Origin of the sequence: Thalassospira alkalitolerans (assembly GCF_002115745.1) — a bacterium.
Taxonomy (GTDB): domain Bacteria; phylum Pseudomonadota; class Alphaproteobacteria; order Rhodospirillales; family Thalassospiraceae; genus Thalassospira; species Thalassospira alkalitolerans.
This window is the reverse complement of sequence record NZ_JFKB01000001.1, coordinates 147027-166786: the sequence shown is the minus strand read 5'-3', so window position 1 is coordinate 166786 and position 19760 is coordinate 147027. Positions and strand designations below refer to the sequence as shown.

The 19760-nt window shown below is 52.3% G+C and carries 19 protein-coding genes; 9 read left to right on the top strand and 10 right to left on the bottom strand.

From position 1 onward, the window contains the following. Nucleotides 1-29 precede the first annotated feature (29 nt). Genes TALK_RS00725 through TALK_RS00715 form a run of 3 tightly spaced genes read left to right on the top strand, consistent with a single transcriptional unit; the run spans nt 30 to nt 3279 of the window. Nucleotides 30-1253, top strand: a complete 1224-nt coding sequence (locus TALK_RS00725; protein ID WP_085614865.1) for an EAL domain-containing response regulator — start codon at nt 30-32, stop codon at nt 1251-1253. A gap of 18 nt (nt 1254-1271) precedes the next feature. Next, nucleotides 1272-1757, top strand: coding sequence for a putative pterin-binding protein (locus tag TALK_RS00720; protein ID WP_085614863.1), 486 nt, complete (start codon nt 1272-1274; stop codon nt 1755-1757). After that, a complete protein-coding gene (locus tag TALK_RS00715; protein ID WP_085614861.1) occupies nt 1744-3279 on the top strand; it encodes a sensor histidine kinase in 1536 nt (511 codons plus the stop codon). The genes TALK_RS00720 and TALK_RS00715 overlap by 14 nt, the downstream gene beginning before the upstream one ends. A 134-nt stretch (nt 3280-3413) precedes the next feature. Here TALK_RS00715 and TALK_RS00710 read toward each other — a convergent pair whose 3' ends face one another. Next, nucleotides 3414-3884, bottom strand: coding sequence for a DoxX family protein (locus TALK_RS00710; RefSeq protein ID WP_085614860.1), 471 nt, complete (start codon nt 3882-3884; stop codon nt 3414-3416). Nucleotides 3885-3922: 38 nt separating this feature from the next. After that, nucleotides 3923-4624 (bottom strand): pirin family protein, encoded by a 702-nt coding sequence (locus tag TALK_RS00705; protein ID WP_085614859.1) that lies wholly within the window; start codon nt 4622-4624, stop codon nt 3923-3925. Between the two features lie 121 nt (nt 4625-4745). On the opposite strand from TALK_RS00705, the gene TALK_RS00700 reads away from it, so the two are divergent. Then, nucleotides 4746-5675 carry a LysR family transcriptional regulator gene (locus tag TALK_RS00700; protein ID WP_245829615.1) on the top strand — a complete coding sequence of 310 codons (930 nt, stop codon included), beginning with the start codon at nt 4746-4748 and terminating at the stop codon, nt 5673-5675. A 116-nt stretch (nt 5676-5791) separates the two neighbouring features. Further along, a complete protein-coding gene (locus TALK_RS00695; RefSeq protein ID WP_085614857.1) occupies nt 5792-6607 on the top strand; it encodes a sirohydrochlorin chelatase in 816 nt (271 codons plus the stop codon). A gap of 38 nt (nt 6608-6645) precedes the next feature. On the opposite strand, the gene TALK_RS00690 is transcribed toward TALK_RS00695, so the two are convergent. Continuing rightward, nucleotides 6646-7578, bottom strand: a complete 933-nt coding sequence (locus TALK_RS00690) for a LysR family transcriptional regulator (RefSeq protein ID WP_085614856.1) — start codon at nt 7576-7578, stop codon at nt 6646-6648. A 103-nt stretch (nt 7579-7681) separates the two neighbouring features. Next, a complete protein-coding gene (locus tag TALK_RS22055) occupies nt 7682-7858 on the bottom strand; it encodes a hypothetical protein (RefSeq protein ID WP_169714908.1) in 177 nt (58 codons plus the stop codon). A gap of 372 nt (nt 7859-8230) precedes the next feature. Between TALK_RS22055 and TALK_RS00685 the strand changes: the two genes are divergently transcribed. Next, entirely contained in the window at nt 8231-8680 is a 450-nt protein-coding gene (locus TALK_RS00685; protein WP_085614855.1) for a PaaI family thioesterase, read from the top strand. Nucleotides 8681-8795: 115 nt separating this feature from the next. On the opposite strand, the gene TALK_RS00680 is transcribed toward TALK_RS00685, so the two are convergent. From TALK_RS00680 to TALK_RS00655, 6 genes are all read right to left on the bottom strand, one after another. After that, nucleotides 8796-10373: an aldehyde dehydrogenase (NADP(+)) gene (locus TALK_RS00680; RefSeq protein ID WP_085614854.1), complete on the bottom strand. Its 1578-nt coding sequence runs from the start codon at nt 10371-10373 to the stop codon at nt 8796-8798. Nucleotides 10374-10833: 460 nt separating this feature from the next. Continuing rightward, nucleotides 10834-13287 carry a TonB-dependent siderophore receptor gene (locus TALK_RS00675; protein ID WP_085614853.1) on the bottom strand — a complete coding sequence of 818 codons (2454 nt, stop codon included), beginning with the start codon at nt 13285-13287 and terminating at the stop codon, nt 10834-10836. 165 nt (nt 13288-13452) lie between these two features. Next, the gene (locus TALK_RS00670; RefSeq protein ID WP_085614852.1) at nt 13453-14145 is read right to left on the bottom strand and encodes a FecR family protein; all 693 of its coding nucleotides are present in this window, start codon (nt 14143-14145) and stop codon (nt 13453-13455) included. Nucleotides 14146-14232: 87 nt separating this feature from the next. Then, nucleotides 14233-14517: a hypothetical protein gene (locus TALK_RS00665; RefSeq protein WP_085614850.1), complete on the bottom strand. Its 285-nt coding sequence runs from the start codon at nt 14515-14517 to the stop codon at nt 14233-14235. Between the two features lie 64 nt (nt 14518-14581). Then, entirely contained in the window at nt 14582-15136 is a 555-nt protein-coding gene (locus tag TALK_RS00660) for an RNA polymerase sigma factor (protein WP_169714907.1), read from the bottom strand. A 191-nt stretch (nt 15137-15327) separates the two neighbouring features. Beyond that, the gene (locus TALK_RS00655) at nt 15328-16059 is read right to left on the bottom strand and encodes a GntR family transcriptional regulator (protein WP_085614846.1); all 732 of its coding nucleotides are present in this window, start codon (nt 16057-16059) and stop codon (nt 15328-15330) included. Nucleotides 16060-16373: 314 nt separating this feature from the next. Here TALK_RS00655 and TALK_RS00650 point away from each other — a divergent pair, with 314 nt between their 5' ends. From TALK_RS00650 to TALK_RS00640, 3 genes are all read left to right on the top strand, one after another. Then, nucleotides 16374-17459, top strand: coding sequence for an ABC transporter ATP-binding protein (locus tag TALK_RS00650; RefSeq protein ID WP_085614844.1), 1086 nt, complete (start codon nt 16374-16376; stop codon nt 17457-17459). Between the two features lie 27 nt (nt 17460-17486). Next, the gene (locus TALK_RS00645; RefSeq protein WP_085614842.1) at nt 17487-18815 is read left to right on the top strand and encodes an ABC transporter substrate-binding protein; all 1329 of its coding nucleotides are present in this window, start codon (nt 17487-17489) and stop codon (nt 18813-18815) included. Between the two features lie 86 nt (nt 18816-18901). Then, nucleotides 18902-19759 (top strand): ABC transporter permease, encoded by an 858-nt coding sequence (locus TALK_RS00640; protein WP_085614840.1) that lies wholly within the window; start codon nt 18902-18904, stop codon nt 19757-19759. Nucleotide 19760: the final 1 nt, after the last annotated feature.

Sequence of the window (19760 nt, the reverse complement as noted above, 5' to 3'; positions counted from 1 at the left end):
GGTTTCGTTTTAGCCGGAGTACCCCCCCGATGAGTGATGCAAAGATCGACCTGCCCACTATTCTGATGGTTGATGATGATGAAAAGCTTTTGGCGTCGGTCTGTCGGGCCTTGGCGGGCAGCTTTAATTTGGTCACATATGTTAATGGCGAAGCCGCCCTTGAATGGTTGTCGGAAAATCACACGGGCGTGCAAGTCATTGTTGCCGATCTGGTAATGCCGATCATTGACGGGATTAATTTCCTGAAACGTGCCGGTCGTTGCGCCCCGGATGTGCCGCGGATTTTGCTGACGGGAAATGTCTCGGCTGTCCCCCTGCGTGAAGCCGCCGATCAGGCAAAAGTTAGCCAGATTTTGACCAAGCCGATTTCGATCACAACCCTTAAAGATGTCCTGAGCCGGGCGATTAAGGATCGGCAAAACGAAGACGACAGTGAAAAGGTCACGCCGCTTATTGTGGACGGGGCGATTGATCAGTCCGATTTTTGCACCATGATCCAACCCCGTGTCCGTGCCGGGGATTTTGCCCGAACCGGGGGTGAAATCCTGTGCCGGATGCCGGAGCTGCAAAAACGTTTCGGAATCGAACAGATAATCGAAGGCTGCCGGAACCAGCCGGTCATGAACCGCCTGACGACGCAGTTAATGGGGATCATGATCGATTTGGCACCGGTTTATCGCAAAACACTGGGATCGGGTACCAGGGTATCGATGAACCTTGCCCCCTGTTCGATCAACAATACTGAATTTGTCCGGTCTTTGGCACAGTTTGCCGATGAAATGCGCGAATTTGGGGTTGAGATCGAATTTGAAATCCCGGAAAGACAGCTCAACATGGCTGATGAAAACTTTGTGAAAAACGCAAAGTTTCTGGCGGCGCGTGGCACGCGGTTGTTCGTCGACGGGTTTGGTGCAAACAAGGGATCGTTCGAACTGTTGCGCCATGAATTTTTTGCCGGTGTCAAACTTGATCGCGGGCTGGTCGGGCGGATGATGGACGATCAACTTGATGCTTCGTTTGTTTCCTGGGTCGTCCAGATATGTCGCAAAATTGATTATTCGATCATTGCCGTCGGTGTCGAAAACGAGGCCACAGCATTGCGCCTTCGTGAATACGGCGTGGATGAATTGCAGGGTTATTTATTTGGCATGCCCCAACCCATTGATGAATTGGTACCTAGCAATTTTGCGTCGGATGTTTTTTTACCACAAGTCATTGTCCCGGATGCGGGTCATGACCATTGTTTAAACTAGGTGCGGAGTAAAGCTACGATGATGAAAACGATCACAAAATTTGCCATGCTGCTATGCGCAATTGTCGTGTTTAAATCCGTATCGGGAAATGCCTATGCTGCCAGTATGCTGACGCTGGCAGATACGGGGGGGAAACCTGTAACGGTCTCGTTTGATGATTTGGCAAATTTGCCCGCCACAGAATTCTATACTTCGACCCCGTGGACGGATGGTGTGCATAAATTCCTCGGTGTCGATTTCAATGTCCTTTTTGACACCTATGGCATCACGGCGGATACGGTTCGGATTTTGGCGCTAAATGATTATAGTGTGATGGTTCCGGCCAATGTATTGCGTGAAGACAGGGCCATTTTGGTTTATCAGCAAAATGATGCTGAAATGTCCGTCCGTGAAAAGGGACCCTTCTGGGTTGTTTTTCCCTATGACAGTGATGTTCGTTTTCAAACCGACATGTATTGGTCCTATTCCGTTTGGCAGGTAAAGTCGATTGATGGACAAAACTAGACTTTTTCTGTCGAAAATCTCGAACTGGGCCATGTTTTCGATGCTGGCCCTGTTCGTTGTTCTTTATGGCGTGTTTTCGACATCAATTGTGCGCCATCTCGAAGACGATAAATTCGCTTATCGCGAAAACCTTGTCTGGGCTGTGTTTCAGATTCAGCGTCAGTTTCTTGAGATTGAACGCTATATTGAATATGCGCGAACCAGTGATAACCCGACCAAAGAAGAAGTCGACCGGGTGCTTTTGGAATATGAAATCCTTGTCAGCCGGACCGTGTTGGTCAAAGACGGGGAGGGGTTTAAATTTCTTGTCCAGATACCCGAGGTTTCCGATCTTCTTGTCCTTTTGGATGAAAAGATTGCCCGGATCGATGTTCAGATAGATGCCTATAGCGAAAGCACATCGAACGCGGCCGAATTGCTTTATTTCATTCATGAAGAACTTGAACCGATTGATGACCCGCTGCAACATGCGGTGGTGCGGGCGACAAACTTTGTCTCGGTCTATAACGCGGGCAATATTGCAAGTGTGAAGACAGACATTCAAATCCTGTCCTATCTGTTCTTTTCCGGCGTGCTTGTGATGATCGGGCTTGCGATTTTCGTCATTCGCAATCGTCAGCGCGCCTTTGCTGCGGATATCGATGCCAAACGCGCCCGTCAGGAACAGGAAGTGATCGAAGAAGCCGCCGATTATGCCAAAATGCACGCCTTGGGCACATTGGCAGGCGGTGTTGCACATGAAATCAACACGCCCGCACAATATATCCAGAACAATCTGGAATTCCTGTCGGACAGTTTCGATGGTCTGGTAAAGGCAATTCGACCGGATGATGCCAACAGTAAAGCTGACAATAACAGTAAAGTTGTTCTTGATCTGGATCGTGCCCGGATTGATTTTATGACCCGGGAAATCCCGCTTGCGATCCGTGAAAGCATTCAGGGGCTTGATCGCATTGCCGAAATCGTGCGCGGCATTCGCAAATTTGCCCATCCAACAACGGATTCAGTCGAAAGAATTTCAATTGCCGAGGAAATCGAAACCGCGATCACCTTGACCCGTAATCAGGTCAAGCATGTCGCCGAATTTGAACAAAGATATGATACCGACGTTACCGAGGTCGAAGGCCATCGCAATCATCTGTCACAAGCTTTGATCAATCTGATCGTCAATGCGTCACAGGCCATTTCAGGGTCGGGTCAGCGGTTTGGCAAGATCTTGCTTGATGTCACGTCAGATGACAAAAATGTCTATATCCGGCTGCGTGATAATGGTGGGGGGGTTCCCGATCATGTTCGGGATCGGATATTTGATTACTTCTTTACCACCAAGGAAGCCGGCGTCGGCACGGGGCAGGGATTGCCGATTTGCCGAAAACTGATTCAGGATGATTTTAATGGCGACCTGACCTTGTCAGAACCATCTGGTGACGGGGCGGAATTCGTTATACGCATTCCCATTGGTGTATCCGGAGCAGGTGTAAATGCCTTTGCGCCTTTCGGGCCAAAGGATGATGACGGTTGAAATACGATTAAAACCGGTTTGATTAACCGTGCTCGCATGTTCGCATGGTTCAGATGCAGACCCATACGGGCCGCCCTGGATGGCAGCCCGTATGTCGCAGGGACAGGGTAATTAAGGTTCGGGATTGAAGGCGATCAGAATTCAATGCCGATCTTGCGATCAACCGAGAATTTCCCGCCGCCACGGATCAGAACCGAAAGCGCCATAAGCCCCCAGAAGACCGGCATTTCAAACCCGGCATTGTTCCACGCATACCCATTTGGCAGGTGGATGGTGACGGCAACCGCCATAAAGGCAATCACAGCCGCGGCAACCGGGCGGGTCAAAAGACCAATAGTCAGCATCAAGCCACCGACAAATTCCAGAAGACCGATCAAAAGGGCAAACAGGAAGCCCGGCGCAAAGCCAATGCTTTCAAACCAGCCCGCTGTTCCTTCGAGGCCGTAACCACCAAAGGCGCCAAACAATTTCCCGGCACCATGCGGCACCAGCAGAAGGCCGGTTGTAACCCGGACAATAACCGGTGAAAGCGGTTCAAGGGCGGCCCAGATATTGCCAAGGCCGGGGATAATCGAACGTGGTTTATCATTTGCAAGCGTGGTCATGATTATTCTCCATCAACGGGCCGGACCATCAAAATGGTTCAGGCGACCATATCAAAAACAAGGGCTTCGGCTTCGGCGGCGTCGCTGAAAATCAGGTTGTCTTCGTCACGTATAGCCGCACCGTCGCCAGCTTTAAGGGTTTCGCCATTGACGCTCAGCATGCCGCGCGCCATCTGAATCCAGGCAATCCGGCCCGGTTTGATTTTATGGGTTGCGGTTTCACCTTCGCCCAGATGGGCGACGTAAAGATCAATATCCTGATGAATGGTGATTGATCCGTCCCGGCCTGATTGACTGCCGATCAGGGATAATCCCGAACCGGTGTCAGAACGGGCGATTTCCTTTTCTTCGTAACCCGGTTCCAGATTGGCGGCTTCGGGCATGACCCAGATTTGCAGGAAGTGGACTGGATCGGCTTTGGAATGATTGTATTCCGAGTGACGAATGCCGGTGCCGGCTGTCATGCGTTGCAAGCGACCTGGGCGGATCACAGACCCGGTGCCAAGGCTGTCTTTATGTTCAAGCGCACCGTCCAGCACATAGGAAATGATTTCCATATCCTTGTGGCCATGGGTGTCAAAACCGGCACCGGGGATCACGCGGTCTTCGTTGATGACTCGCAGCGGGCCCCAGCCCATGCGTTTTGGATCGTAGTAATGACCGAATGAAAACGTATGACGGGAATCAAGCCAGCCAAACTGGGCGCGGCCACGGTCTTCGGAACTGATCTTGGTAATCATGGTAGGCTCCATCTGTTGGTTGCCGTTTTGTTGAAGCCAGAATACGCTTTTCGTAAAAAGTGACAATTGTCGTAATTCGATGCATAATGTCGCGTTATTTGCGACAATAAAGTGCCGCTTTATGGAACGGATTATTGCGATGGATAAGCTGGGCAGTCTGCAAACCTTTGTGAAAGTCGTCGACGAAGGAAGTTTTGCCGCGGCGGCGCGTGCCATCGGTCAGTCCCGATCACAGGTCAACCGGGCGGTCATCGCCCTTGAAGAAAATCTGGGGGTGCAACTTTTGAATCGCACCACCCGTCAGGTCGCGGTGACGCCCAGTGGTCGGGCTTTTTATGATCGGGCCAAAGCCGTTCTGGCCGATCTGCATGAGGCCGAGGAAGCCATTCGCGAAAACCGCGAAACCCCGTCAGGTGATATCCGTATCAATGCGCCGATGTCATTTGGAACACTTCATCTTGGCCCGGCTTTGGTTGATTTTGCCCGGGAATATCCCGATATTCGGGTTGAATTAGCACTTTCGGACCGGTTTATTGATCCGGTGGCGGATGGCTATGACATGACCGTGCGCATCAGCCAGCCCAGCGAAACATTGGCCCTGATTGATCACGAAATCATTCCGATGAACCGGGTTCTATGTGCGTCGCCAGAATTTATTCGCAAACATGGCGAACCGAAAACACCGCGCGATCTGGCGACTTTGCCCTGTTTGCATTATGGCAATTTGCCTGCGGGGTCGAATTGGAAAATGAACGGGCCAGATGGGCCGGTTTCGGTACAGGTCAATGGCGTGTTTTGTTGTAACAATGCCGAAGTTCTACGTGATGCGGCGATAGCCGACCTTGGCTTGGCATTATTGCCAACCTTTATTGCCGGGCCAGAGTTGCAAAATGGCCGCCTGATCAGTGTGCTGTGCGATTACCAGCCACCCGAGCTTTTTTTGTATCTGCTTTATCCGCCAAGCCGACAGCTTTCAGCCCGTATTCGGCTTTTGGTTGATTTCATTTATGACCGTTTTGGCGGGCAGGCGTATTGGGATCTTGTACAATAAGTGGCTTTGTGAGGGGCGCGCATCTTGAAGACCGCGTCTCAGGTATTAGATTTTAACCAAATGCTGGCTCCAACCTTGGCCGTATCCCAACCTAAATACGGACCGCTTCACCGATAATGGTGCGTTTCGATATGCCGACTTTGATGATGGTGTCACATGGCAATAGTGGTAATGGCGGCGACCCTGCGGGGGCGCTGGCCGATGTCGTGCGTGATCAATGGGATGGGCCGGTACGCCATGGCTATATGCGAAGCCAGCCATCGCTGCCAGATCAGCTTGATCGTTTAAAACAGGACCACGAAGCCGACAGATTGATCGTCTTTCCACTGTTTTTTAGCGAAGGTTATCTGGTGGGTGACGAATTGCCGTGCAATTTGCGTGATGCCGGGTTGGGCGAAGCGATCATTTTACCACCGGCAATCAATCTGCCGGGTTTTTTGGAAATGGTCGGGCGTCAGATTAACACATCACTGGCGCGTCGTGGCTGGTGCGAAACGCAAAGTTCGGTCTTTTTGGTGCCACATGGCTTAAAAACTCTGACGGCGGCCTTGCCCGAAACCATACGTTTTGCCAAGGACCTTGGTCGTCTTTGTACCGGGGTGGAAATCTGTATCGGTAATATTGAAGGCAACCCGTCACTTGCGGACTGGCGTACAATCGGGTCGCGTAAAAACGTCCTTATTGTCCCGATGCTGGCCGGGGGTGGGACACATGCCGATGATGATTTGCCGGAAATGATCGGGGCCAAACCGGGTGACGCGATTGAAATTCTTGATCCGGTTGGGGAATGGCCACAGTTGCCGGATCTTATCCTGGCCGAGGCGGCAAAGCATGGGGTGTCACGATCACGCCCGTCTGGTGACTATCGTCCTTGTCACGACAAGTCCGGTCACAATACATCCCGTGAGGAAACAGGTGCGACGAGGCTTTGATGTCGTGTCGTCAATAGGCTCAAATTCCGGCTGAGGCCCTAGCCAAGGCACGGTTTGACCTTGGTCTCGGATGCTTTTTTCAAAAGATAATCCCGAAATATTTTGGCTGAACTTGTCAGGGTGTCTTCGCCTTCGTGCACGATTAAAAGCTGGCGTTTGGCCCAGTTATCGGCAATTGGTGCCCCGGAAATATTCATATAATCGACATAGGCCGCGACCGAACTTTGCCGTAGGAAACCGATGCCAAGGCCCGCCGCGATCATTTGTCGCAGCGACCCGAAACGCATCACTTTGATATGTGGGTGCATGTCATGATGCAGCTTGCCTGCCGCCTCGCTGATCAGATCATCAATCACCCCGCCTTCATGCAGGGAAATGATGTCGTATTTGGCGGCTTCGGCGAATGTGACAGGGGCGGGGTTGGCGGGGTCAGGGATTAGGGGGTGCCCCTTGGGGGTGACAACCCAGATCGGATCATCACAAAACACGTGGTTTGATAAACCCTTGCAGGGGCCGTTATCGGCCATAATCGCCAGATCAGCCCGGCCTTCGCGCACGGCATCGGCGGATTCACGCGATGTCAATTCGCGCAGATCAACGGTTACATCGGGAAAATCACGTTGGAAATCGGCAAGGAATGTGGGCAATCCGGTTAGGATCGCCGAGGTCACAGCAGCAAGATAAATCTTGCCCTTTTCGCCAGTATTGAAATCGCGAAGCTCGTTCGACAGGTGATTAAGGTCACCCAAAAGCTTTTCACCGTAACGGGCGAAAATCGCGCCTTCTTCGGTTGGTTCGACCCCGCGGGGCAAACGGCGCAATAATTTGACGCCGAGCATGGCTTCAAGTTCGCCAATGCGGCGGCTTACGGCCGATGTCGCGATATGTTCGCGCCGTGCGGCTTCATTGATGCTTCCGGCGCGGACAATTGCGACAAACAACCGGATCGTGACGATATCAAACTTCTGCATCCAACCGTTTTCGGTTGTTCGGTCGAAACCGTCAAGGGCTTTGACTTTTCAGCATCCAATGGATGCGAAACCGCCGGGGTAAAGTCAGGTCAGAGAGGGCGAATTAGCCCTCGACCTGATGCCATGCTTTGTTCCAGTCGGTCATCAATTCATCATGGCTGCGGGCTTTTGACGCTTTCATGATGACAGAAACCTGAAGGGCATGAACAAGATTGGTAAACCAACCGATGCGGACGTCGCGTTCGATGGTCGTGGTGTCTTTAAGTGCAAGCGTTGCCATGGGAAGGTTCCTTTGCGTCTGGGGTGATTTCAGATGTACCAGACGCCCCCATGGCCTACTATTCTCGTTTCACCTGCACCCCGTTCTTGTTTGGAGAACGATAAGGTTAGTGCATTGATATTTATGAATTATTTAATATTGCGGCGCACAATAAATTACCAATTCTGGCTGTTTCGGCTCTGTTGACCGGGTCTGTGGTCTGGGTTTCCGGGGACGCAAAAGGCGCGTGATTGCGATGTCACGGATCGCACCGCTCCCGATTAGATTACCGTGTTCAGCCTATCCATCCAGCCGCTGCGTTGGGCGGTCTTACGCGACGCGGTAATTGTCTGTTATAGCTTGGCAAAGAGGATTTAGGTAAAGGTCGGTGAGATGGATGATGTGAGCGACAATCTTGCTTGGGAACAGGCACATGGCAGTGGTCTTCAGGCCTATCTTGGTTATCGGATTACCGAATGGTCTGAAAACCATGCCGTGGTTGAACTGGAAATCAAGGACCATCATCGCAACCGTGCGGGCATCCTGCATGGTGGGGTGATTGCGACCTTGATGGATACCGCATCGGGTTGTGCGGTGTGTTACTGCGCGGTGCCGGGTAATATGCGCAAATCATTGACCCTGTCCCTGACAACCAATTTCCTTGGCATGGCCAAGGGCGGGGTGGTTCGTGTGGTCGGTAAAAAGCAGGGCGGCGGGCGCAAAATCGTCTTTACCGAGGCCACCGCCTTTAACGATGCGGGCGATGTGATCGCAACCGCCACCGGCACGTTCAAATATCATCGCGGCAGTGATGACCCCAACGGTGTTCCGCGCGAAGCATAGATTTGCCGGGCGAAAATCATTTTCAAATCAAAAGGGCGCGCCAAACTGACGCGCCCTTGTCGTATAGGATCCTACGGCTTTGTTTCGCCGATTAACGACGTTCAGCCTGGCCGACTTATTTTGCCATCTGCCATTTGCCGTTTACCAGACGCGGAATATTTAACGGGTTCGCGTCTTTAAGTGCCGGTGGCAAAAGCGCATCGGGGAAGGCCTGATAGGAAACCGGGCGGATGAACCGCTTGATCGCCAGTGACCCGACCGAGGTCGCGCGTGAATCCGTGCTTGAGGGATATGGACCGCCATGAACCATGGAATGGCAAACCTCGACCCCGGTCGGCCATCCGTTGATCAGGATGCGACCTGCACATTTTTCAAGTGCCGGGCGCAGTTTGTTGACCAGATCGGCATCCGCATCATCCATCTGAATGGTTGCGGTTAACTGACCCACCAGCGTTTGCGACAGGGCCAGCATTTCTTCGGTCGTATCGCATTCAACAATAATACCCGCCGGACCAAACATTTCTTCGGCCAGTTCCGGATTGGCTTTCCATTGTGCTGCCGTGGTGCGGAAAATTGCCGGGCTGCCTTCGAACGGGCCATCGGTATCGCGGCGTTTTAAGGCACAGGTGACCAAGGCGTGTTTTGCCATGGCATCGGTCACATCGTGATAGGCACTTGAGACACGATCCGTCAGCATTGCGGCACCGTCAACTTCGCCCAATGCGCTTGCCGCAGTGTCAACAAAGGTATCCAGATCAGCACCTTTAAGCGCAATCAGAAGACCCGGATTGGTGCAGAACTGGCCAACCCCCATGGTCAGCGATCCGACCCAGCCCTTGGCAAGATCGGCAGCCTTGGCACCCATGGTGTTTGGCATCAGGAAGACCGGGTTGTTGCTGCCAAGTTCGCCGTAAAACGGGATCGGTTCCGGGCGGGAAACGGCAATATCAAACAGTGCGCGTCCGCCGCCGGTTGATCCGGTAAAGCCGACCGCCTTGATCAACGGATGGGCGACCAATGCCTGACCGACCTTGCGTGTGCCACCATGGATCAGGCTGAAGACGCCGTTGGGCATGCCGGTTTTTTTCACGGCGGCTTCAATTGCACGTGCCACGATTTCCGATGTGCCCGGATGGGCGGCATGGCCTTTGAACACAACCGGGCAACCGGCGGCAAGTGCGGATGCGGTATCGCCGCCTGCGGTGGAAAATGCCAGCGGGAAGTTTGATGCGCCAAACACACCAACCGGGCCAAGCGCCTTGTGCATCATGCGGATGTCTGGCTTTGGAAGCGGCAGGCGATCCGGCTGTGCGGTTTCAATGCGGGCTTCGAACCATGATCCTTCTTCGATCCAGTCGGCAAAAAAGCGCAACTGGCCAACGGTGCGGCCGCGCTCACCGGTTAGGCGTGCGGCGGGAAGGGCGGTTTCAAGGGTGCCGATTTCGGTAATCTCATCACCGCGTGCATCGATTTCATCGGCGATGGCGCGCAGGAAAGCCGCGCGTTTGGCCGGTAACATGGCGGCAAATTCTTCGGCACAGGCATTGGCGGCCTGAATCGCTTGGTCAACCAGTTCTTCGGTGCCGTGCTGGAACTTGGTTGGCAATTTGGTGCCGGTTGCCGGGTTGTCGGCCTGAAACACATCCGGCCCGCTTAGCCATTCGCCTGCAATATAGTGCTTTCCACTCAGCATCGGGGAAGTCTCCTGTGGGTTGGAAGTATTCGTATGAGGATACCGTGCAAGCGTGATCGGGTGCGGATCACAGCGATCCTGAAATACCCGTTTTGCCCGGTTCTGTTTGGCGGCAGCTTAGAAAATCAAAGGTGGGATGTAAACATCATATTATATCACAAATATGCCACTTGAGGGCGATTGTGGGCACTGTAGCATTCATGGTTGTGCTGTTCGAATATTTTATACAATCGTAATTGAGCCGGATGACGGGCGTTGATCGCATGATAAAATCGCGTAGCGGGCCGGGTATGGTGAGCTGTTTGCGCCACCGCGAAGGGCAGAGCCGGAGGGTTGCAAAGTACCCGTGTTGTGCAGGGGGGGCGTGATATTGGGCATGTTGTCAAGCTTGCGAGGTGAACGAAAAAAGGCGGGAAAATTCCCCCGCCTTTAGTCTGTTAAGCTTGTACTGAAAGGTTGTTTAGAATTTCCCGGTTAAATTCAGGAAAAAGCTCCGCGATGGCCCATAAAAGTTAAAGGTCCGGAATGTCGCAACGCGGGAATAGTATTTTTCATCAAGGATGTTGTTGGCATTAAGCGCAAGGGCAAGGTTGTCGTTAATCTCATACCCGATACGACCATCAACAACGGTGTAGCTGCTGGCTTTAACCCCGTTATTATAGCTGAAATGGTCAGACCATGTGACGCCGCCACCGATGCTCAGTCCGTCCAGATTGCCTTGGTCAAAGCTGTAATCAGCCCATGACGTAACATAGTGTTTTGGTGCATAGGAAGAATAGCTGTCGCTATCTGATTGATCGATATCCTTGCTGTCGAGATAGGTGTAGCTCAGGAAACCTTGGAGGTTTTCAAATATTTCACCGCTGATTTCAGCTTCGACGCCTCGCGTGCGAATTTCGCCGCTTGCGATTGAAAATGATGTGTTGCTGGGGTCTTGCGCTGCCCGGTTTTGATCTTCGATCTGGAACAGCGAAAGATGGGTGTTCATAAGGCCGCCGAAATGCTCGCCTTTTAAGCCAACTTCATATTGTTTGCCGGTACGGGGTTCGATTTGTTCGCCGTTGACGGTGGTGGTTGTATTTTGCGGCTCGAAAATCGAGGTGTAGCTGAAATAGGTCGAAAAATCGTCAGTAACATCATAGACGACACCGGCAAAAGGAACGAATACCGCGTCTTCGGTGACGTTGCTGGTATCGGCACCAGTCAGGTTGTTGGTGACAATGCTGTTATACCAGCTTGAACGACCGCCGAACGAGAATGTCACATCATCAAATGTCTGTAATTTGATTTTGCCATAGGTGCCAAACTGTGACGATTCGGTGGTTTGCGAATTGGTGATCGCATTATTGGGTTCCGGCAGATCATTGTTAAAGATGCTGTAGCTGCCAAGCAATTGGTTTGAATAGGCAAGGTCTTGATTGGAATACCGAAAATCCGACCCAACCGTTACGGTTTGGGTATAGCCCAGCATATCAAAATCATGATTGAGATAGGCATCGGTTGAAAAGGCATCTTCATCAACGTGGCGATCCAGCGCATAGAATTGTGCGGTGTAATCAGCCGCCGCTGCGCTGCGCGTATAGGCGTATTTCATATTGACGTTGCGCACCGAATAACGCGCGGAAATCTTGCCTTCGGTATCGGAACTGAATTGATGTTTCAGATCGAGGTAAACATCATCCGATGTGTTGTCGAAGGTGTTCCATTTTGCACCGACGAATGTCGATGTGGAAACATCAAGCAGGGTATTGTCGTTAAAGGTTGGCAAGGCATTTGATGGCACCATGTCCTTGTGCTCATGCGATAGCCCGACCGAGAGAAAGGTATCGTCATTTACATCGATATCCAGCGTGCCATAGCCAAGCTCATTGTTGTTTTCAACAACATCGACAAAGCTTTCACGGTAGTCGGCGGATAGAACGGCGCGTGCGCGGACGCTGCCATCCTCGGTCAGGGGGACGGAAACATCGCCCTGACCACTGTAATGGTTCCAAGAACCATATCCGACCGATGCAGAACCCGAAAGTTCATCGCGTGCCTGTTTGCGAACAAGATTGATGGTTGCCGATGGTTCGCCCGACCCGCCATACAAGCCAGCTGGTCCGCGCAAGACTTCAATACGGTCATACATCGCCAGATTAGGCGATGTGCCATCAAGACTGGAATAAGGGGCTGGCACCCCGTTGGTCTGTACATTGTCAATCTCGTAACCGCGTGAATAGATTGACGAACGGCCATTATTGTTTGTCAGAACCTGGACACCGGTTGTGTAGCGCATGGCATCATCAAGGTACTGGAAATTCTGGTCTTCGATCCGTTTGGCGGTTACGACACTTACCGATTGTGGCAATTCGCGAATGGTTTCGTTGCCCTTGGAGCCGACACTGGCAACCGTGGTCGTCAGGCTGTTTGTGCCCTCGGTCGCGGCCGGATCGCCGGGATTGTTTGCCTGTGCCTCGACCAGGACCGGATCGACCAAGGTATCATCGGCGGCATTGATGATCGCCAGCGTAACGGAGTTTTCGTTGCTGAAACGATAGGTGACGTTGCTGCCATCGAGTAATTGTTCAAGCGCGGTGGCGGCCTGCATGCGGCCGGTAACCGCCGTGCTGGTCAGGTTTTCGATCTGTGCGGTGTCGTAGAATACCTGAATGCCGGTTTGCTGGGCAAAGTCCAAAAGCGCATTGTTCAGGCTTTGCACGCCGATGTTGAAATCAAATACCGCACTTGCCTGTGCGATTTCCGAATGAGTGGTTAATTCGGTGGCAAATGCATTGGTCGGTGCGGCAATCATCAGCGCAGCAAACGATATGGCCGTTCCGGCCAAAAGTTGTTTTGCGAAACGGTGTTTTCCCACAAAATCACCGATCATACCGGCGTGTTGCGCAACCGGTTTTCCCCACGTCGAGGCCATTTTATGCCTTCTCCTTAAAATCACATTTTATGATAATGCGAGTAGGTCGCATTATCTGTCTGTCCTGCAGGAGAAGACGTAGCTGTTTTCCGATCCGGTAATTTTTTCTGAAAATAATTTCAGATGGTTGCAAAACACCGAGCATCGGAATGCGCTGTCGAGAGGTCAGGGGATCAGAACCGTTGCGATGCCGGGGATGTTTAGGGTGCGGGCATTGAGGCTTTCGCTCATGAAATCGACGACCTGATCAATCCGGTCAATTCGGAACACACCGCTGACTTCGCGATTGGCAAGATCGTTTCCGGCGACAAGAATGGTGCCATGCGCATATCGGTTTAATTCAGTCACAACATCGCCCAGTGTCCGGTGATCAAAAACCAAAAGCCCGCGCTGCCAGCTGGTGCTTTGGCCCAGATCAACAATCACAGGTGCCTTGGCCGGGGTTTCATCGCCATAGGCAATTTGTTGCCCGGGGGATAAAACATATCGGGTTGTCGGGACCGAAAGATTCGGCGTGACTTCGATCTGGTGTTCTATGGCGGTGACCGTTACCGGGCCCTCATCGGAAATCGAGACATCAAACCGTGTGCCAAGGGCACGAATGGTTCCGCCTGCGGCGCGCACGACAAAGGGCGGTGTGGTGTCATTTGCCGGGGCCACATCAAAACTTGCACGGCCGGAAATCAATTCGATTTCGCGCGTGGTGGCGTCAAAATGAATATTGAGGGCGGTTGCAGAATCAAGGGTCAGGCGGCTGCCATCGGCCAGAATGACATCGCGAATTTCACCGCGACCACTTTGATAATCGGCAAGATTGCGCGCCAGATAATCCGGCCCGACCCAGCCGCCGGTGATCAAAAAAAGGATTGCGGCGGCAATTGCAAGCCAGTGAAAAGTGCTAGTTCTAGTGTTGGTGTTCGCGCCTGATGTGACCGCACCGTTTGATTATGTCTGATCATTGGCTGCCGCCGGGCTACCCGGATTGCCCAAAGATGCGATGTCAATTTTTGCCAGATCATCCCAAACGTCGGATGCAAGGTCATAGGCGGCTTGGTGGGTTTGGTCTGCTGCAAGCCATGCATCACGTTCCGTGCCATCGGTGTCAGATGTGTCAGGCAGATTATGTGATTCTGGCGCATCGTTGGCCCCGTTACCGGCATGGCTACGGATAACCCAGCCGGCGGCGGCCCGGTCGGTTTCGCTGATGCTATGTTTGGTGCGATGCGCCACTGATCTGCTTCCTGATTCTCGATCCATTATTTATGACGTTTGGCGCGTGAAATACCGTAACAAATCATTCCCCGTCGCTGTGTTTTTTCAATCGGGCGACCGCATGGGCAAGGGCCTGTGCCAGATGTTTTTGAACTGTGCTTTCAGAAACCGAAAGAATCTGAGCGATGTTGCCATAACTGTGGCCCTCGATCCGGGCAAGAACAAAGATCTGCCGCGTTCGGGGCGGAAGCTCGGCAATGGCCTGCTGCAAAATCTCAAGCCTTCGTTTATCGGAAAGCCGGGTTTCAGCATCGGGTGTCTGATCGGCGATCATGGCCATGGTGTGATGATCGGTCGTATCTGTCCGTTGGCGCCGTTGGGCCCGAATGTGATCAATCGCCAGATTGTTTGCCGTCTTATAGATAAACGCCCGGCCATCTTCGATGACAGCATCGGCATCAATACGCAGCAATCGGGCAAAGGTTTCCTGCGTCAGGTCTTCGGCTGTGGCCGCACATGACAATTTACGGGTCAGGAAGCGTCGGATTTCCTCCCCATAGCGATGGAACAATAATCTGGTATCGGCCTTGGTTGCCATGGCGCCGCAATTTGTTTTGAACGGACGCATGATATTCATTGTGATAATCAATCGCAATGAATATTGAGATATTGTCAAAATGGACCGTTTTTTGGGCACGCAAAGGCAGCGCATATTACGGGGATTGCCCATCAGCCATTATGGCTAAATGGGGCTGGTTTAATTTATAGCCTGCACCAAGTTGGCAAAATCGATTGCGATGTTATTTCGGAAGAGCGCGGGTCCTGACCCTAGCTTGCAGCCGATTTTGGTGTGCGGCCAAAGATGCTGGCGAAATCAGTTTTGGCCGGTTTTGGGTGGTGTAATTGCAGGCGGTTGCGGATGGCATCAAGGTGCTTGGCCATTTCGGCTGCGGCAACATCGGGATCGCCGCCCAGCAGGGCATTCAACAGCGTTTCATGTTCCGAATGTGAACAATCGACCGGCTGCGGGCTTTCATACATTGCGATGATCAGCGAACTGCGCAGGATCAGCCGTTCAAGAAATTCCTCGATCACCAGATTACCGGCAAGCCGGGCCAGCAATAGGTGAAATTCCCCCGACAAGATGATTGCGGCGCGATGATCGCCATCGTGGTGGGCCTGATGTTCGCGTTCCAGATGGTCGCGGATCTGGCTTGCCCGGTCCGGCGTCATATGGGTGGCAATCTTGCGGACAACCCCATCTTCGATCATGCGTCGTGCGGAAAAGACTTCAATGGCCTCATTGATGGTGGGTTCGGCGATAAAGGCACCGCGATTGGGCACCAGATTGATCAGCTTGTCATGGGCAAGTTGTAAAAAGGTCGCGCGGATACGGGCGCGGCTGACAGAAAAGGTTTTTGCCAGATCTTCCTCGATCAGTTTCATGCCGGGTTCCAGTCTGCGATCGAGAATCGCACCCAGCATTTCCCGATAGATCAATTCTTCCGGGCGAAGCTTACCGCTGCCTTGATAGGTCGTCGGCGGTGCGGGGTTGGCCATTGCGGCGCATCTTTCCGGTTGTTGATCTGGGTGCGATATCTTTTTCTACAAAATTGTTGACGATCTGCACAATAAAAAAACGGTTGAAAATGTTTTCGCTGGTTCTAAATGGGCCGCCTTGGATTTAGGCAAAAAATGGGAATGTACAAAAATTGCGCATAAGTTGCGCATGAATCAGGCATTGGCCGGTTTGATATCCTTGTGGTTTTGTTCTTTGGTGCGGGAAAACCGGCATTCCCCAAAGTGGCACGCAATTTGCCTACAATTGAAAACAATGATTGTTAACAATTTTGCATGCAGTAATGGGTGGGCGTATGAAGGGCAACGGGGCCATTGAGTTGATCGCTGTCAGTAAGCATTACGGCAGTACCATCGCAGTCAAATCGATCAACCTCAAAATACCGGCAGGGGCTTATTGTTGTCTGATTGGTCCATCGGGCTGTGGCAAGACAACGACGTTGCGGATGATTGCCGGGCACGAGGTGATCAGCGAGGGCGATCTTTTGATCGGGAATCGCAATGTAACGGAACTGCCACCGGTTAAGCGCGGCACGGCCATGATGTTCCAGAATTACGCGCTGTTTCCGCATATGACATGTATGGAAAACGTCGCCTTTGGTCTGCGGATGCAGGGTGTTGCAGCGCCAGAACGCACCGAACGTGCCAAGGAAATGCTGGCGCGTGTGCATATGGAAAAATTTGCAGATCGCAAGCCAGATCAGCTTTCAGGCGGGCAGCAACAACGTATCGCACTGGCGCGTGCCTTGATTACACAGCCATCGGTACTGCTTTTGGATGAGCCGCTTTCGGCCCTTGATCCGTTCTTGCGGGCCCGGATGCGCGATGAATTGCGTCGACTTCAACAGGAACTTGGCATCACATTCGTCCATGTCACCCACGCCCAGGACGAGGCATTGGCGCTTTCAGATATCGTTGTCGTGATGGAAGACGGTGTCATCCGCCAGCAAGGCACGCCAGAGGAAATCTTTAACAAACCCCGGTCGCGCTTCATCGCCAATTTCATGGGCGGTCAGAATATTTTCAAAGGAACCGTGTCGGAAAGCAGCCCGGCCGGAACCCTTTTGGGCCGTGGTCCTGACAGTTTCCTTTTACCCGGTTATGGCAATGCCACGACGGGTGAGGATCTTGAATTCACCATCCGTACCGACCTGATTTCTTTGGGGGAACAGGCACCCGGCGATGCAAAAAACGGTCAGATTCCGGTTGAAATCACCACGGTCGAATATCTTGGCCTGTGGGTACGGATTGTGGCGACCACCGATGACGGCAAGGAAATTACTTTGATGAAGACCGAAAGCGAATTTCGGCAGGCGCCTGTGCGCCGGAAGGAAAAGTTCATCGCCTACTGGAAACCTGAACACGCTCATGTTCTGGCCTAAAAAAACATCATTTATCAGGAGCTTCACATGACGACCGACACTTCGAAATCGACAGCCAAATCGACGAAAAACCTGCTTTCGGCCAAGGAAGTCACCCGCCGTGGCTTTGTCAAAGGTGCCGCTGTGACCGCAGGTGTTGCCATCGGATCAGGTGCGATTACCGGTTTTCCGACCATTTGGGCGCAGAACATCAAAAATGTGACCCTGCGCCAGTTCGGCACGGGCGTTTCAAACATCAATGCGGTTGCTGATAAGGTCAAAGAAGACCTTGGTTTTACCTTGCAGATGACCGCCCTTGATTCCGATGCGGTTGCCCAGCGTGCGGTGACCCAGCCGAAATCATTTGATATTGCCGATATCGAATACTGGATTTGTAAAAAGGTCTTCCCGGCTGGCACCATGCAGCCGATGGATACCACCAAGCTTAAAAACTATGACGCGATTTCCAAACTGTTCATCACCGGCAAATTGACCCCGGATTCGGAAATTGCCCAGGGTACGGCCCCGCATACGGTTGGCTTTGTTGAAAGTGCGGACAGCGTTGATTTCGCATCTGCCCCGACCCAGTGGATGACCCTGATCCCGACCATTTACAATGCCGATACCCTTGGTATCCGTCCTGACCTGATCAATCGTCCGATTGATAGCTGGTCGGAACTTTTGAACCCGGAATTCAAAGGCAAGGCATCGATCCTGAACATTCCGTCGATTGGGATTATGGATGCGGCCATGGTTTGCGAAGCCAGCGGTCTTGTGACCTATGGTGACAAAGGCAACATGACCAAGGACGAAATCGACAAAACGATTGCGGTCATGATCGAGGCCAAAAATGCCGGTCAGTTCCGTGCGTTCTGGAAAAGCTTTGATGAGTCGGTCAACCTGATGGCATCGGGCGAAGTTGTGATCCAGTCGATGTGGTCACCGGCGGTGGCCGCTGTTCGTTCCAAAGGCATCGCATGCAAATACCAGCCACTTAAGGAAGGGTATCGTGCATGGGGTGGCGGTATTGGTCTGGCCAAGCATCTTTCCGGCCTCGAACTGGAAGCAGCCTACGAATATATCGATTGGTATTTGTCGGGTTGGGTCGGCGCTTATCTTAACCGTCAGGGTTATTACAGTGCGGCACCGGCAACGGCACAAAAGTTCATGTCCGAAGACGAATGGGGCTTCTGGATGGAAGGCAAAGCCGCAGCGGGTGATATCCTTAGCCCGGATGGCAAGGTTATGGAAAAGGCCGGTGCGGTTCGCGATGGCGGTTCCTATGAGGAACGCATGGGCTCGGTCGCATGTTGGAACTCCGTCATGGACGAGAACAAGCACATGATCCGCAAATGGAACGAATTCATCGCGGCCTAAGGCGCTTTTAATTGTTTCGGGCGCAGCTTTGGTTGCGCCCGAAATCCCGATTTTTTTGATGATTTTTCCGGTTCAAAGGGCAGGCAATGGCATTTGATATGTCCAAACGGTCGTCGTATTTCCTGATCTCGCCGATGGCGTTGATCTTTGCGATCTTTCTGGTCGTGCCGTTGCTGACGATTGTGATCGTCAGTTTCTGGGACTATGACGAATACCGCATCCTGCCTGATTTCATTTTTGAAAATTACAGCTATTTGCTGGGGTCATCCGTGACCTGGAAAATTTACCTTAATACATTCAAATATGCCGCCTTGACGTGGGGCTTTACCCTTTTGATCGGGTTTACGGTTGCCTATTTCCTGGCGTTTCATGTGCGCAGTCTGACATGGCAAATCGTGCTGTTTATGGTCTGCACCATTCCATTTTGGACCTCGAACATCATTCGTATGATTTCGTGGATTCCGTTTTTGGGGCGCAACGGGCTTTTAAACTCGGCCCTGATGGGGCTTGGGATTGTCGATCAACCGCTGGAATTCCTGCTGTTTTCTGATTTTGCCGTCGTTCTTGCCGATGTGCATCTTTATACCCTGTTTATGGTGGTGCCGATTTTCAATTCGATGATGCGGATTGACCGATCCCTGATCGAGGCGGCCCGTGATGCCGGGGCATCCGGGTTTGAAACGCTGCGGCAGGTGATTGTGCCACTGTCAAAGCCCGGTATTGCCATTGGCTCGATCTTTGTCATTACGGTTGTGATGGGTGATTTCATTACGGTCCGTTTGATGAGCGGCGGGCAAAGTGCATCGGTCGGCTTACAGATTTCCAACGAAATCGGGGTGTTGCAATATCCGGCCGCTGCCGCCAGTGCGGTGGTCCTTTTAATTACCGTGCTTTTGATCGTGACGGCGTTGTTGCGCATGGTCGATATCCGAAAGGAGCTTTAAG

Coding starts and splice junctions, on each gene's coding strand:
- TALK_RS00725 (WP_085614865.1), top strand. CDS start 30: ATGAGTGATGCAAAGATCGACCTGCCCACTATTCTGATGGTTGATGAT.
- TALK_RS00720 (WP_085614863.1), top strand. CDS start 1,272: ATGATGAAAACGATCACAAAATTTGCCATGCTGCTATGCGCAATTGTC.
- TALK_RS00715 (WP_085614861.1), top strand. CDS start 1,744: ATGGACAAAACTAGACTTTTTCTGTCGAAAATCTCGAACTGGGCCATG.
- TALK_RS00710 (WP_085614860.1), bottom strand. CDS start 3,884: ATGACCACGCTTGCAAATGATAAACCACGTTCGATTATCCCCGGCCTT.
- TALK_RS00705 (WP_085614859.1), bottom strand. CDS start 4,624: ATGATTACCAAGATCAGTTCCGAAGACCGTGGCCGCGCCCAGTTTGGC.
- TALK_RS00700 (WP_245829615.1), top strand. CDS start 4,746: ATGGAACGGATTATTGCGATGGATAAGCTGGGCAGTCTGCAAACCTTT.
- TALK_RS00695 (WP_085614857.1), top strand. CDS start 5,792: ATGGTGCGTTTCGATATGCCGACTTTGATGATGGTGTCACATGGCAAT.
- TALK_RS00690 (WP_085614856.1), bottom strand. CDS start 7,578: ATGCAGAAGTTTGATATCGTCACGATCCGGTTGTTTGTCGCAATTGTC.
- TALK_RS22055 (WP_169714908.1), bottom strand. CDS start 7,858: ATGGCAACGCTTGCACTTAAAGACACCACGACCATCGAACGCGACGTC.
- TALK_RS00685 (WP_085614855.1), top strand. CDS start 8,231: ATGGATGATGTGAGCGACAATCTTGCTTGGGAACAGGCACATGGCAGT.
- TALK_RS00680 (WP_085614854.1), bottom strand. CDS start 10,373: ATGCTGAGTGGAAAGCACTATATTGCAGGCGAATGGCTAAGCGGGCCG.
- TALK_RS00675 (WP_085614853.1), bottom strand. CDS start 13,287: ATGGCCTCGACGTGGGGAAAACCGGTTGCGCAACACGCCGGTATGATC.
- TALK_RS00660 (WP_169714907.1), bottom strand. CDS start 15,136: ATGAATATCATGCGTCCGTTCAAAACAAATTGCGGCGCCATGGCAACC.
- TALK_RS00655 (WP_085614846.1), bottom strand. CDS start 16,059: ATGGCCAACCCCGCACCGCCGACGACCTATCAAGGCAGCGGTAAGCTT.
- TALK_RS00650 (WP_085614844.1), top strand. CDS start 16,374: ATGAAGGGCAACGGGGCCATTGAGTTGATCGCTGTCAGTAAGCATTAC.
- TALK_RS00645 (WP_085614842.1), top strand. CDS start 17,487: ATGACGACCGACACTTCGAAATCGACAGCCAAATCGACGAAAAACCTG.
- TALK_RS00640 (WP_085614840.1), top strand. CDS start 18,902: ATGGCATTTGATATGTCCAAACGGTCGTCGTATTTCCTGATCTCGCCG.